Origin of the sequence: Coleofasciculus sp. B1-GNL1-01 (assembly GCF_040220235.1) — a bacterium.
In the GTDB taxonomy this organism is placed as follows: Bacteria; Cyanobacteriota; Cyanobacteriia; order Cyanobacteriales; family Coleofasciculaceae; genus Coleofasciculus.
Window position 1 is genome coordinate 20107 of the sequence record NZ_JAVJTO010000064.1, and the last position, 14451, is coordinate 34557.

General features: G+C 42.9%; 11 protein-coding genes. 7 read left to right on the top strand and 4 right to left on the bottom strand.

What is annotated here, in order from left to right; all coding sequences use genetic code 11:
• Positions 1–100: 100 nt before the first annotated feature.
• Positions 101–232 (bottom strand): hypothetical protein, encoded by a 132-nt coding sequence (locus tag RID53_RS16205; RefSeq protein WP_446389076.1) that lies wholly within the window; start codon positions 230–232, stop codon positions 101–103.
• Between the two features lie 453 nt (positions 233–685).
• On the opposite strand from RID53_RS16205, the gene RID53_RS16210 reads away from it, so the two are divergent.
• Genes RID53_RS16210 through RID53_RS16235 form a run of 6 tightly spaced genes read left to right on the top strand, consistent with a single transcriptional unit; the run spans position 686 to position 7366 of the window.
• Positions 686–1165: a hypothetical protein gene (locus RID53_RS16210; protein WP_446389077.1), complete on the top strand. Its 480-nt coding sequence runs from the start codon at positions 686–688 to the stop codon at positions 1163–1165.
• Between the two features lie 5 nt (positions 1166–1170).
• Positions 1171–1743, top strand: coding sequence for a DUF5591 domain-containing protein (locus RID53_RS16215; RefSeq protein ID WP_446389078.1), 573 nt, complete (start codon positions 1171–1173; stop codon positions 1741–1743).
• A gap of 30 nt (positions 1744–1773) precedes the next feature.
• On the top strand, positions 1774–2913 hold the full coding sequence (locus tag RID53_RS16220; protein ID WP_446389079.1) for a DEAD/DEAH box helicase: 1140 nt from the start codon (positions 1774–1776) through the stop codon (positions 2911–2913).
• Entirely contained in the window at positions 2898–5603 is a 2706-nt protein-coding gene (locus RID53_RS16225; protein WP_446389080.1) for a helicase-related protein, read from the top strand. The genes RID53_RS16220 and RID53_RS16225 overlap by 16 nt, the downstream gene beginning before the upstream one ends.
• Positions 5604–5652: 49 nt before the next feature.
• Complete coding sequence (locus RID53_RS16230) at positions 5653–6741, top strand: DUF262 domain-containing protein (protein ID WP_446389081.1); 1089 nt, start codon at positions 5653–5655, stop codon at positions 6739–6741.
• Positions 6734–7366 (top strand): MAE_28990/MAE_18760 family HEPN-like nuclease, encoded by a 633-nt coding sequence (locus RID53_RS16235; RefSeq protein WP_446389082.1) that lies wholly within the window; start codon positions 6734–6736, stop codon positions 7364–7366. Before RID53_RS16230 ends, RID53_RS16235 begins: the two co-directional genes overlap by 8 nt.
• A gap of 79 nt (positions 7367–7445) precedes the next feature.
• On the opposite strand, the gene RID53_RS16240 is transcribed toward RID53_RS16235, so the two are convergent.
• Positions 7446–7655, bottom strand: a complete 210-nt coding sequence (locus RID53_RS16240) for a hypothetical protein (RefSeq protein ID WP_446389083.1) — start codon at positions 7653–7655, stop codon at positions 7446–7448.
• A gap of 447 nt (positions 7656–8102) precedes the next feature.
• Here RID53_RS16240 and gyrA point away from each other — a divergent pair, with 447 nt between their 5' ends.
• Positions 8103–10694, top strand: a complete 2592-nt coding sequence (gene gyrA, locus RID53_RS16245) for a DNA topoisomerase (ATP-hydrolyzing) subunit A (protein ID WP_446389084.1) — start codon at positions 8103–8105, stop codon at positions 10692–10694.
• A 477-nt stretch (positions 10695–11171) separates the two neighbouring features.
• Here gyrA and RID53_RS16250 read toward each other — a convergent pair whose 3' ends face one another.
• Together RID53_RS16250 and RID53_RS16255 are read right to left on the bottom strand one after the other, a co-directional pair.
• Complete coding sequence (locus tag RID53_RS16250; protein WP_446389085.1) at positions 11172–13022, bottom strand: alpha/beta hydrolase; 1851 nt, start codon at positions 13020–13022, stop codon at positions 11172–11174.
• Between the two features lie 184 nt (positions 13023–13206).
• A complete protein-coding gene (locus RID53_RS16255; protein ID WP_446389086.1) occupies positions 13207–14187 on the bottom strand; it encodes a serine/threonine protein kinase in 981 nt (326 codons plus the stop codon).
• Positions 14188–14451: the final 264 nt, after the last annotated feature.

The window sequence follows — 14451 nt, forward strand, 5'->3', positions numbered from 1 at the left end:
ACTTAAAGAGTTATCTCCTCAGTATCCCTACGAGGCGCAGTGCAAGTGCCAAAGGTCAGAAGCTGCTACTACAAGTGCCTTATGGCGGTTTTATCTGAGTTCACTCGAGTTCTACAGTAGAACGAGCTGATCTCAACTTGGTGGTTTGACTGGATAAATCCAAGACCACAGCTTCTGTTGACCTGAGTTGCGATCGAGTAAGTCGCGATCGCGCAACTGGCAATTTGGTCACAATTGCTCAGTATAGAATAATTCCCTAGCTTTGTCTAGGAAATTGGCGACAATTTTATGAATCTGAGTCAGCCAGCCTAGGAGTAGGACATCCATCAAACAAATAATTCAGAGCGCACAGAGCGCATGTCGGTCATCCGTGTCAACTTAAGCAACCGGGATTTACGCAGGCTTTACCGTTAAACCACTCACTATCTGTAGGGAACATGTCGTGTCCCTACCATAATGCTCGGCTACGAGTATCCTAGCCAGAGGCGAGAAACGAGGGTTTTAGAGTGCCAGAAGATAACAGCAGAATACTTGGAGGGAATTTAGCTTAACTCTTGCCCCAAACTATGGATAAACAATTCTGTTGGATGTGACAATAATATTTTTATATTTAAATCAAATACAATCAGCATATTTTCAGATTTTGCTGTAAGATTTATTCTTATCAATAATTCTTGATTTATATATGTTTTCATCAAAAGAATTCAAGCATGGTCGTATAGGCAAATTACATCTTTCACAAATAGACAGGAAAATCTCTACGCCACATCTGTTTCCGGTAGTCAGTCTAATGACAGGTACAACGGCGAAGGGGGGAGGTTTGTGGAAGTATGTACTCCAAGAAAACCAATCTTATGGTCTGATGCGCCGTGACCTGCCCATGATGTCTCAAGTTCTTCATTTTTTGGACTTCATTCGTGATCGACCCCATGAATTAGAAAAGTGGCGAAAGCGTGGGATAAAACAACGTTACAACCAGGAGGTTTCGCCCTCCCCCAACTATACAGCTCCTCTATTTCTAGATTCGGGTGGTTTTAAGCTGCTTTGGAATAAAAGCGTAAATCTATCCGCGTATGGTTTATCAATCGACGATCAAAAGGGATTCCAGGTGATTCTGGACTTACAGAAGGATTTAGGAGGAGATATAGGTTATCCCGCACCTTAATCTCGATGCCTCAAAAGTCTCAACCTAACCGAGATGAACGGATTGTGTCTCTGAATTACACACCGGATGACTTCGATATTCTGAAAAATGGTTATCAGCCGTCTCAAGACAAGCGGGTGTTACTGATTATCCCTTGTTCAGGTGGTAAGCCCTATTCTAAATCCCGTTCCCATCGTTTGATTGCTGAACGCCTTGAACAAGGTTTGGGTGAGAAGACGAAACTGATTCAAAAAGTGACACTTTCTGGACTCTATGGTATTGTCCCCGAAGAATACGAGCTGGAAGACGCGATTCTAGGTTATGACTTTCGCTTAGAGCGTTTCAATAGGGAGCAGATTACCTTGGTGACCAATCGTCTAGTGACGTTCTTGGAACGTTACAGTAAATATGATGCTTATATCGGTTATGCTACCAGTAGTGCCTATCGTGCTGTATTAGAGCAGGCAGCTAAAAAGGTTTCCTGTTTGCAGGTACTTCCGGTTAAACCCAAGACTCGCCGACTGACGGAGTTTTTCCGCCGGGAAAATATAGCTGAGTTAGTGGAGCGGGTTAGCGCTATCTTGGATAGTGGGGAATAATCAAATCTAGACTTCACACCTGAGTGATCTATGTCTTATCGTGATATTCGTCTTCTGCTTGAGAGTCTCTTCGCTAGGTTGAATGCGGCAAATGCTGTTCCCCATCCAGATGAGATTTGGGCAGACTACGATCAAGACATTCACCCCCTACTGGAGCTTAACGGTATCACAGATGAGTTCACCGATCTGGGTAATGGGATTCAGCTTCCTAAAGCAATAGAAGCAGCACGACTATTACAGAATCTACGTCAACGCTTTGATACAGATGGAAGAGCAAATCCAGTAGTAGGGCGTATTCGAGCCGCCGTTGTTGAGAAACAGCGTCCCACGCGAAATGTAGATAGAGCTACAATTCAAGCTACAGGTGACGACATTGGCAACATTGTTAGATTAACTCCTGACTCATTTACCCACTTTTCCAGATTTCAGGTAGAAGGCTGGCAAAGGGTATTGAATACGATTCATAACCGCGAGGGGATAGTTGTCGTTGCTCCAACAGGAAGCGGCAAAACAGAAGTATTCTTAATGCCCCTCATTTATGCGATCGCTCAATCAATCCGTCAAAATCCTAAGCATCCCCATCGCTTTATTACCCTTTATCCGCGAGTTGCTCTGCTTAAGGATCAGTTGGCTCGCATTTTCCGTTATGTTCACCGTGCCGAGCAAGAATTTCTAACAACAGGACAACTGTCTCTATTGAGTAGTCAAACCATTGAGCAGGGAATTATTATTGGTTTCCAATTTGGTGGAATTTGCGCTGAGGCTAAAGACACTCTGGATAATCGGGATATCTTTGAGGAAGACGGTACATTCAAAATAGTCGATCAATGTCCAATTTGTCATCAAGGTCAACTTAAAGTTGACCGGGATCGCAGGAGTAGTCGTTACCATTCGAGAAATGTACCCAGTGGCGTTACTTTACTTTATTGTGATAACCCGACTTGTGGAAATGGTTCTGAGTTTTGCGTATCCCTTGCCAAAAATGATCATGCAAGAACTTGTCCTCATATTTTAGTCACGACTGCCGAATCGTTAGATCGCCTTTATCTTAATCCAAAACCGAATTTTGAAAATTATCTACGACAGCTAACAGGTGTTATTTTTGATGAAGTCCATTTAATAACCGTGCCATTGTTTTTTCTGATTCCCTCGATATGGCGGGAAGATTAACAGCACAGATTCAGGATGCAGAGGAAAATAAACGTCTCTGGGAATTTCGCACTATTTCTGATGCTATTCGTTTCCGAAATATAACCTGTCCGGGGACTCCTCCTCGTGAATGTCCCATTTATTTAGCGGGTGAATGCTGGCGAGGTATTCTTGGAAATCAGGAATGTTTTCAGTTAATCGATGCTTTACGGGAAGTTCCTCTAAGAATTGTATCCGTATCCTCGAAACAGCAGAATGATTATCGAGATGGAGATATCATTGTTGCCACACCTACTCTTGAAGTCGGTGTTGATGATCCGCAGATAAAATCAACAATTCACTACTTACCCCCTCGCACAGTTTTTTCATTCATCCAAAAGAGAGGAAGAGCCGGACGAGGATCGGGAGAAATTGCCTATACGTTAATGATATTGGATACAACTCCATCCTCTCAGTTTTACTTTTTCCGGCGTAACCGTTTGATTAATGGCAGTTATGAGTTACCTCTAAATCCACAGAATCAGGTTGTGCGCGGAATGCACAATCTTATTCAGCGAGAGCGAGAACGTATGGGTGAGTGTTTTCAGAACGCTCCTCGTAATAATGCTATCCTTGGAATCTGGCGTTGGGTCTGGGAAACTTTGCATCAATGCCATATCCTTCGACACTATTATGATCGACAGTTAGCCGAACTTAACAGTTCTCCCCGTTCTGCTCAAGATCAAGCTCGTGTTAGACATATTCTTCGAGATTGGATTCAAAGAGAGAAGGAATTATTGGGTAATTATTTAAGTTTAGAACAATTACTAGAGCAAATTCAGGAAGAATCTCCCCAGGAATTACATGATACTGTGCAGGACGTTATTAATGCTGTCAATAGTTTTCTGTCTCACCAAGGTGTGAGTGCTGATGATGTACGCCGACAATTAGGCAGACTTGACAGTGAGTTAGGTCAGTTATATTACTCGGATGAAGCAAATCAAGAACTTCTTGAACAAATTACTGGAATTCAAAGAACAGTTAGAGATACTTGGCAGTCTCTACGCCGACAACAGGCTTGGCAAATTGAATTACATCACGTTGAATGCCTGTATGATTTCTTCCGCGCCTTAGAGAGACTATGTGAACCCAGGATTCTAAATACGGCTCCCGATGTTTTGAAGATTGTGCTTCAAGCCATGTTTTATTTACATCTAGGGCTAAATGAATCAGATACGCCAGAAGGACATCAGTCTCAAATCGAGGAGTACAGCTATTACATACCCGATGCCTATTTTCAGACTGTCAAACCTATTATCATAGAAGCTCGGTATCTATTGGGTTCAAGATATAATTTTGATTTATATCAAGAAAATCTAACTGAATTATCAACAACCTTTATACCCTATAAAACAGTATATCGCTATCGCCCTAATCCTGACTCACAGCCTAATCCTAATATTTCCTATTTAACTGTACTCAGCCTTGAACATAGACCTGATTGGGTGAGTGATGATCGAGAAACTGTGACTATTCGTCTGCGTTCTGAAGGCGTAACACGAGGCGGAATACAATTTCCCAAAAAAGTTCATGTTAAATTTCTAGAAAGTGATTCCCAAGGTCAGCAAATCGTGGCCTTTTGTCCTCGGTGCTACGCGATCCATAATATCCGGCACAATCGTTGTAATTGCTATGAAGAATTACAACGAGTCAAGCTTTATGCTCAACCTATAGTTGAACGAAGTTATGAAGCTTTAGTTGAACCACGCCCAATTACACGAAGCTTGAGTATTATCGATCAAATGAGAGGTAGTACTATTGTCAGAGGCTCTTCCGTCGAAGCTCGACGAGTATTTTGGGATGCTGAAGTTCGTTATTACAGATACATCGCTAATGTTCACCCATACAGTTTTGACGCGCTATATAACACACCTGTTCAATATGGCATTCCTACCAAAGGGATTACCTGGAATTTAGCTAGCGTTGTCGAACAGATATTACCGGATAATAATTTGCGTCAACAAGTCGAACAAGTTGTTATTGACGGAACCCATAAGGAATTAAATGAGGGGCTAGTATTACATACAGCCTCTCACCTATTGCATAGAGCGATCGCGGCTATCAGTGGTGTTAATGAGCAAGAACTTGAATACTCCTATAATGAAGCTACTCCAGATAATCCTCCAGAAGTCGTGGTTTGGGAACGCTACGAAGGTGGCGCCGGGGTTTCAGAAGTCTTTGAAAATACTTTGCGGACTAACCCTGTAGCCGTTTATCAGGAACTCTTAGGTTCTATTCTTTGCCCGATAGATTTAGCGGAAAGTTCCACCTGGACATCGGTTGAACAATTACGTGCTGAACTTGCTCAACGTTGGTGTTTACCCGAAGACAATGAACTAATCATTAGAGTTGTAGAGGAAGCTGAGGCAGAACGTCAAGTTCAAATTCAACAACAAGAACAAGGGGAAGAAGAGCGAATGATGTGCCAACCGCCTCAAGGACACGATGGTTGTCCCGCCTGCATTCACACAACTTACTGTACAGAACGCGATAACCAAAACTTGAGTGTTAGCCGTATGGTTGGTGAAGCTATCCTGCGCTGTTTCGTACAACAGGTAAGCAGGGAAGAGCAAGAAGCTTTGATCAATCAAGCGATTATGCAGGGCTTCCAGCAACCACAAATCCTTGGTGCCGATCTCGCACAGGGATTATATGATGTACTAATTTTATAAGTCTGTATTCGCACTTAGCTACTAATAATTAGTTAAACGGGAGAATAATATGGTTTCACTGGAAGAAATTATAGACAATAAAATTGGTGAAGTTCGTACTGAAGCTCTTGATTTCAGTTTTGGTGAAATCGTTAATTTGCATTCTGATGGAGAGCTGATAATTCAGCCAGAATATCAACGTCTTTTTCGATGGTCTGACGAGCAAAGATCTCGCCTCATAGAATCTATTATTTTAGAACTTCCCATTCCTCAAATTTTTGTTATAGAAAGGGAAAACGCTGTTTTCGAGCTAATTGATGGTTTACAACGAGTAAGTTCAGTTATTCAATTTATAAACCCTGACGTTTTAAATTTAGAGCCTCTTACTCTTCAAGGATGTGATTTGGTCAAAGAACTTAATGAAAAGAAATTTGAGGACTTATCGTTAAGGCTTAGACTTACAATAAAACGCTCATCTGTGAGAACAGTAGTTATCAAGCGTCAAAGTAAGTCAATGTTACGATATGCAATGTTTAAACGCTTAAATACAGGTGGAGAGATTCTAGATCCTCAAGAAATTCGTAACTGTTCTGCTCGAATGGTAGGTGAGGATGGTATTCGTTTTTATTCTTTCATTCAAGAAAAAGCATCTCATTCTGCTTTTACAAATTGTATAGAAACATTGGCACAAGTAGAGAAAGAAAAAAAAGGAGATGAAGAATTAGTTCTGAGATTTCTAGCTACTAAAAATGCAAGAAATTTATTTAAAGGAAGTGTACAAGATTGGCTAGATAATTATATGGAAAAAATTCTACTTGATCAAATATATTTTGACTATAAAAAAGAAGACGATGATTTTAATAAATTATTTAATTTTTTAAGCAATACTCTTGGGGAAGGGGCATTTGTGAAATATAGAGGAGATAAACCTATTGGTGGTCTTGCACCTGCTTACTATGAAGCCATTACTGTAGGTACTCTTAATGCGCTAGATCAAATTCGTAATATTCCAAGCGAGCTAGTTAAACAAAAGATAATAGATACAGTTCAGACTGAAGAATTCAGAAATAATACAGGTTCAGGAGCTAATAAACTGTTTAAGTTAGAAGGAAGAATTAAAGTTATTCAAGATGCCCTTTTAGAATTGATAAATGAGTAATTGGTTAAAGCAACTAGAAGAGGATCTAGATTGGAGACTGACAGAACTTGCAATTTTGAAAAAACAAGCAGTTCTGGCTTCCAAAGATTCTGATAGATACAGAGCGCTTCTTCGCGCCCTATGGGCAATGCTTTATGCCCATTATGAAGGATTTTGTAAGTTTGCATGGGATTTATATCTAGACGAACTGCAAAAAGCGGGTGTCAAAAGGAAAAACTGTAAAGATGAAATAGCTAAACTGTCACTGCAAAAGCAATTTAAGAGATTGAAAGGAGACTTGTCTCCAGAAAGTATCTGGAATTTTGGTCAGACAGGTTTTAGAACAATGCTAGAAGACAATCTGGATTTTCAAGTAAAACTAGAAACAAAATCAAATCTCTATCCTCAATTATTTAAAGAAAATTCCCTTAAAGTATGTCTTAGTTGTACTTTAGTAGACCAGTATGAAATTGAGCTTAAAGGGTTGGTTAGGAGAAGAAATGAAATTGCTCATGGTCAAAAAATGATCATAAAAGATCTGAACGAATACAAAAAGTATGAAGATGCTGCCATAGAGGTAATGCACGAGTTAGCCATAGCAATTGTTGATTGCCTGGATCAACGGCTTTACTTGAAAAATCCGTAATCAAGGTTTAATTATTTAGATATCAAATCTTTAAGGGCGCACCTCTGTGCGCCCCTAACCATCCTGTTGATAATACTCACTATTTTTTCCCCAGATCAGGGATAACCAACATAAAAAGAATACCGAAAACAATAATCGCCAGAGCTTGCTCTGTGGTCAGTAGATTTGGTCTGACTAGATACAAGACAGCAAAGCCAAGCAACGCAATCGTCAGATTCCGAGACAGCAGTCCTGGCGCTACTAAAGTTGCAATGATGCAAAATGCGATTATTGCAATGGCTACTTCCATGGTTCCTGTTTCCTTGTTTCGGGTAATTACAGGGCGTTTAGCAAGGCGGAAAGCCTAACCGATCGCCTACTATCAATCAGCCGTTACCTTTAACCCGATTCCTCGTGGACAAGATTTGTCGGTTTCTGTCGGGCTGGCTTGTGTACGGGTTCCCCCTGTACGCTATCCGGCACTCGGTAACGTAACTCTAAACTATCTCAAAACCGCTCATAAGTCAGTAGTGAGTAACTGCTCATTTGGACTCTAGGCGATCGCACTCCCCGAAAAACCCCCTCTATCCCTTATCCCAATAAGGCTTTCCCTGACTCCGAGTCCGGGTAAACTTGTGTTAAAATATTAAAAGAAAGTGGCACATTTTAGCAACTATTTGGGTTAAACATGGCGGTTTAGCTCACTTTTTGCGCTTTTTTTGCCTAAATCCTGAATTTTTATGGAGTTTTTCGTTCTATGAGTACCTCCCAAGAGCGGATTGTCCCGACAAATCTTCGCAGCGAAATGTCTAGGTCATACCTAGAATATGCCATGAGCGTCATCGTGGGTCGGGCGCTACCCGATGCGAGGGATGGACTCAAGCCAGTACATCGGCGGATTCTCTATGCGATGCATGAACTGGGACTCACGCCTGATCGCCCCTTCCGTAAATGCGCCCGTGTTGTGGGTGAAGTCTTGGGTAAATATCACCCCCACGGCGATACAGCGGTGTATGATGCCTTAGTTCGCATGGCACAGGATTTCTCCATGCGATCGCCCCTCATTAACGGACATGGTAACTTTGGGTCGGTGGATAATGACCCCCCAGCGGCAATGCGTTACACAGAATGCCGCTTGCAATCCTTAGCCACAGACTCCCTACTCCGGGATATTGAGTCAGAAACCGTCGATTTCCTGGATAACTTCGATGGATCACAACAAGAACCGATCGTTCTCCCCGCCCGGGTTCCTCAGTTACTCCTGAATGGATCATCGGGTATTGCTGTGGGGATGGCAACCAATATCCCGCCCCATAATCTGGGGGAATTGGTAGATGGCTTAGTTGCCCTCATCCATAACCCAGAAATCACCGAGAAAGAATTGATGCGGTATATTCCCGCCCCAGACTTTCCCACTGGCGGTCAAATCCTGGGCAGATCCGGCATCAAAGACGCCTACACTACCGGGCGCGGTTCCATCACCATGCGGGGTGTGGCGCAAGTTGAAACCATTGAACACCGGGGACGCCCGGATAAAGAAGCGATTATTGTCACCGAATTGCCCTACCAAACCAATAAGGCGGCACTGATTGAAAAAATTGCCGAAATGGTGAATGATAAGCGCATTGAAGGCATTTCCGATATTCGCGACGAAAGCGATCGCCGGGGAATGCGGGTGGTGATTGAACTGAAGCGTGATGCCTATCCCCGTGTCGTTCTTAACAATCTCTACAAACAAACTCCCCTACAAACGAATTTTGGTGCCAATATGTTGGCATTAGTTGGGAATGAACCCCAACTTTTGACAATCAAGCAGTTCCTTGAAGTCTTCCTGGATTTCCGTGTCGAAACAATTACCCGACGCACTCAATACGAACTCCGCAAAGCGGAGGAACGGGATCATCTATTGCAAGGGTTACTCATTGCCCTGGATAACCTAGATGCGGTAATTGCCGTCATTCGCGCTGCTAATGATACCGCCACTGCCAAGAGTCAATTAATCGAGCAATTTGGACTGTCCGAAGCCCAAGCTGATGCCATTTTGCAAATGCAACTGCGACGGTTGACGGCATTAGAAGCCCAGAAAATTCAAGCGGAACACGAAGAGTTACAAGTTCGCATTGCCGATCTGCAAGACATTCTGGCAAATCGACAGCGGATTCTGGAAATTATTGAAACCGAAGCCATCCAGATTAAAACCACCCACGATACACCGCGCCGCACGGTGATTCAAGAGGTGGAAGGGGAACTGGATGATATTGACTTAATCGCCAATGAAAAAGCGGTGATTTTAGTCACCGAACAAGGGTATATCAAACGGATGCCGATTCACTCCTTTGCTGCCCAAGCCCGGGCAACACGGGGCAAAGCGGCTGCCCGGATGAAGGAAGATGACGGGGTTGAGCATTTCCTCACCTGCTGTGATCACGACAGCCTACTCTTTTTTAGCGATCGCGGTGTGGTTTATTCCCTACGCGCCTACCAAATCCCCGCCGCATCTCGTACTGCCAGAGGGGTTCCCATCGTGCAGATGCTACCGATTCCCCACGATGAAAAAATTACCTCGGTTGTACCTGTTTCCGAGTTCACCGATGATGTCTATTTGGTGATGTTAACTCGTAAAGGGTATATCAAAAAAACGGCGTTGGATGCCTTTAGTAATATCCGGGCAAATGGTTTAATTGCCATTTCTCTGGGTGAAGGCGATCAACTGCGCTGGGTGCGTCTATGCCGAGCCGAAGATAGTATTATCGTGGGTTCCAGTCAGGGCATGGCAATTCATTTTAAAGCCGATCACGATCAACTGCGTCCCCTAGGTCGGGCGACACGAGGGGTGAAGGCGATGAAACTGCGCTCCAAGGATGAGTTGATCAGTATGGATATTCTCCCGGCTCAAGTTGTCGAGAGGCTGGTGGCTACAGCTAACAGTGAAGAGGTGGAAACGGAAGAGGATATCAGTGATGAAGTGAATGGGGAAGAAATCAATGAAACCCCAGGCGAAGGACCCTGGGTTTTGGTAGTTACCACAGGCGGTTTAGGTAAGCGAGTGCCAGTGTCTCAATTCCGGCTGCAAAATCGGGCAGGAATGGGATTAGTGGCAATTAAGTTCCGCCATAAGAAAGATAAACTCGCTGCATTGCGGGTGGTGAATGAAGGAGATGAGTTGATGATGGTAACCATGCGAGGAATTATCATTCGCCAAGCCTTAAATGCCATTTCCCCCCAATCCCGAATGGCGACAGGGATACGAGTTCAGCGCTTAGATGAAGAGGATGCGATCGCAGCGGTGGCGTTAGTTCCTTTATCGGGTTCTGAGGAAGAAGCTGAAGCCCTGGATGAAGCGTTGTAATGTCTAATTAGGGAACAGGGAACGGGGAACAGGAAACAGTTTTCATCTGACTTTCATCCTAACGTTTAGATCCCCCTAAATCCCCCTTTTTAAGGGGGACTTTGATTAATTTCTGAATGTATTTGATGTCCCAATTACCCTGGCGACTGCTGAATTAAGGCAGTTGTCAGTTAGCGGTGAGATAGGGCGGGTTTTGTTGTTCAGTTATTTCTGAATGGCTGATTGTATCTCCTAAACCCGCCCCTACAATTCTAAAAAAATAAGTCTCAGTAGGGTGGGTTAGGCGGTCATACCATCTCACAATCAACCCTTTAATTTGATATCCGCCGTAACCCACCAATCACAAAGCTTGAGTAAATATCAACCGATAACAAATATACTATTTTGCTAATGGATGTGGTTAATAACTTACATGAATCAAGCTTATATTATGCCATTGGTGCATTGCGCTACCCTTTGGAAACGATGCGCGAACGCTTACACACAAACCCGCTCTGGAGCAATAACCACCTGAATATACTTCTCACAACACCGTTGAGATAACTCCTGGATTTGCTCATCTCGGTTCTTCCCCTGTTTTAAGTTATCCAACAAGCCTTGAAAGCCGAGAAAAGCCAGCTCATACATAAGTTGCTGACTCAAGTTGCCATAAAAGAAACCGCCATGGGTATTAATTTCCCCTTTGACAAAATAAGCAATACTCAACCGCAAGTAATCAAACACCACTAATGCCGATTTTTTCAAAGACTGGCTAACCACACCTGTTGCTATATTAGGTTCTGAGTCAGTAAAATCACAATAATCCGTGCAATCAAAATAGGTAAACCGATCCGCAACTCGCACGTCTTGTAAATTGATAGTTGAGACATCAGAACCCTTCACAATTTCCTTGTCAACCTGACCCACTGGAACCAGTTCATCGAGTTGTTGATGTTCCCGATTAGACGCCCGAATTTCTAGACAACAATACGGCGATTCAATTTGACCATTTTTATTGTTCACAATGCCGTAATCCTTCTCAGTCAGACGTTGATTGCGATAGTCATATTCATCAGCAAATCGTTGCACTGTTAAATTTCCCAATCGGTAACCGCGAAAACGAGTTCTGGCGGGAAAACTGATGTAATTCACTGCCGTTGATGCCAGTCGCAGGGCTAAATCGCCTTCATTACTAAACAAATATGCCTCTTCGCAACGACGTAACGCCGATCGCAAGAAGTTTGAACGAACAGGCATAATCGAGTCAATGGAGATATCGGGAGCTACCAGAATTAATCGACCCAAACTAAAAACGCGACCAATATAGTTAGAGGGTTGTTTGTTAATAGATTCTGTATCGAAGACATCGGAAAGAATTCGCACCACATTGGTTACCACAAAACAGCCCATACTGTGACCCAAAAAATTCAACTTGATTCGGATATCTTCGCTTTGTCGGCATTCGATTACAGCTTGGTCAATTTGCCGGATTAATTCCACTAAATCCACAACACCATAGTTCATCGCCCGGTTGCGATCGCGTAGATACGTCGATAGCCTGAGTGCTAGTAACGCCAGGATTATTCCCACTGACAGGATAAATAGGATTAACAGAATGACGAATAACCCATTAACTATCCCATTAAGTTGCAAAGGTAGAAAAATTCCCAGTCCACCGATGAGTAATCCACCTAAGAGAATGTAAATCGGTAACCGAGGCAGTAAATCCTGTAAATCGGTTTTCTTCAAAATAGCTTTAGTACCAAAAAAGGAAACGATGGCAACTAAAGCTAAGGTGATGAATTGAGCCGTCGCGTGACCAACTAAAAAAGGTCTAGCAATGATTAAAAAAGCCGTAATGACTCCCAGAATTAGCCCAAAGCTTAAGACAATAGTTAGAAGTGTTGGCAGTGACTGGAAGGCATAATTTAACTTGTCACCAATAGTCGTCGGTTTATTACTAGGGGGTTGGGGATCATCTTTCGTTGGGTTCTCGGCGGGCCAACGGTATCCAATAAAAACAGTCTCGTTCGGTTTTTCCGGTTCGCAATTCTCTGTAACATACTTGTAAATTTTCCGGTATCGTTTTTGCGCCTCAGAGCGTCGTGTTCCATAGCCATGAACCGAAATTACGATTTGCGGATTTTCGCTGTTGACAAGATAGTCAGCAATTTCTCGGAGTCGCTGTTGGGTTAAGGGATTTTCCTTCTGATTAACTTTTTGAACCAGATCTTCAGCATTAATCGGTGCTGTACTATTGACGTAGTACCCCCAAACGGCTTTCTCTTGGCTAAATTCTTCGATGGGGACAATTTCAAATTCGGAAATTTTCGACGGGATTGATGTCATCGGTTACCAATTTTACAGACAAATAATGTTTAAGAGCTTCAGTTTAATCGAATTGGTGCTTTTTTCAAGTCATTGTTATTAAAATCAATAATTTTTATAGAATTTTAATCATTCTTGTTCCCAGACGTTCCACCGGAAGGTTTATACCTCTCCTTGTCATGTTGGGGATGAGGTGGGTTTCCCTTCATTTGGTTTTCTCTGGTGAGGGAGAAGAAGAATCCGGAGACCAAACCCCAATATCAACCGTCATTGATATAATTCCAGCAATGGCAGCGGCTATTCCCAGAATTCCCCCCACTATTTTCCCCACCTTCACCCATTCTGCCTTCGTTTGCGGAAATCCAGGAACCCTTATCCCCCGCCTGATTCCCAATAACGCTAACCACTCCTCCATTGTTTGCGGGCGATCGCCATATTCCAATTTCATACCCTGGACAATCGCCTGATTTACCCGCTCAGAAATATCAAATTTTAGCGTCTTCGGTTCAACTAACTCAGCACTATCATCCAAACGATCTAACGCCGTTGCAGGTAATTTCCCCGTCAGCAAAACGTATAAGGTTGCGGCTAAAGAATAAACATCCGTATACGCCCCCTGTTTTCGGTTCGTTGAACTTAACTCCACCGGAGCGAATTGTTTATCTTTCCAACGAGAAGTTAACGGATTATTAAATTCCCCTGCTAAATCAAAATCAATCAGCACCGCCTGCTGCTTTCCAGCGCGTACCATAATATTCTCTGGCTTCACATCCCGATGCAGCAATCCCTGTTGATGCACCTCAATTAACGCTTCACCCACCTGCTGGATATAAACTAAGGCTTCCTTTGGGGGTATGGGTAGCGTCAAGTCAGAGAGTTTAATCCCGGCAATATACTCCATCAAAATACAAAAAACTTGCCCCTCTTTAAACGTGCGGTAAACTCGGACAATATGAGGATGCTTGCAGCGTTCCAGCTTCAGCGCCTCATCACAAAATTTTGACTCGATGCTGGTTCGTTCTGCATCCGGAAGTTGACTGAGAATATCCTGATTGAGGGTTTTGACGACAAAATCCTTTCCGGTATCATCCTGAACCCGATAGGTAATCGCACAACGCCCTCGTCCTAATTCCTGTTGTATCGTGTACTTGCTATTTTGTAACGTCTGTCCCGTTATCCAAGCCATTACCTGTAAATCCAAGACGTTACCTTATTCTGACACAAGGGCAATTTGTCTTATGTCTTATGTCTTATGTGAGGGTTTGAGGACTATTTACAGAACTTAATGTAGTTTGGGCTTTTTCCCCCAACCGACTTAGGCAGGCATGATGTAACAGGAAACAAAAACAAGGAACCTGGGCGTGTTGAAAATCTTTAACTCAATTAACAAAATTGATGTCTCGGTACTTATCAGCGGATTTATTAAATAATTATTAATTAATAATTATCC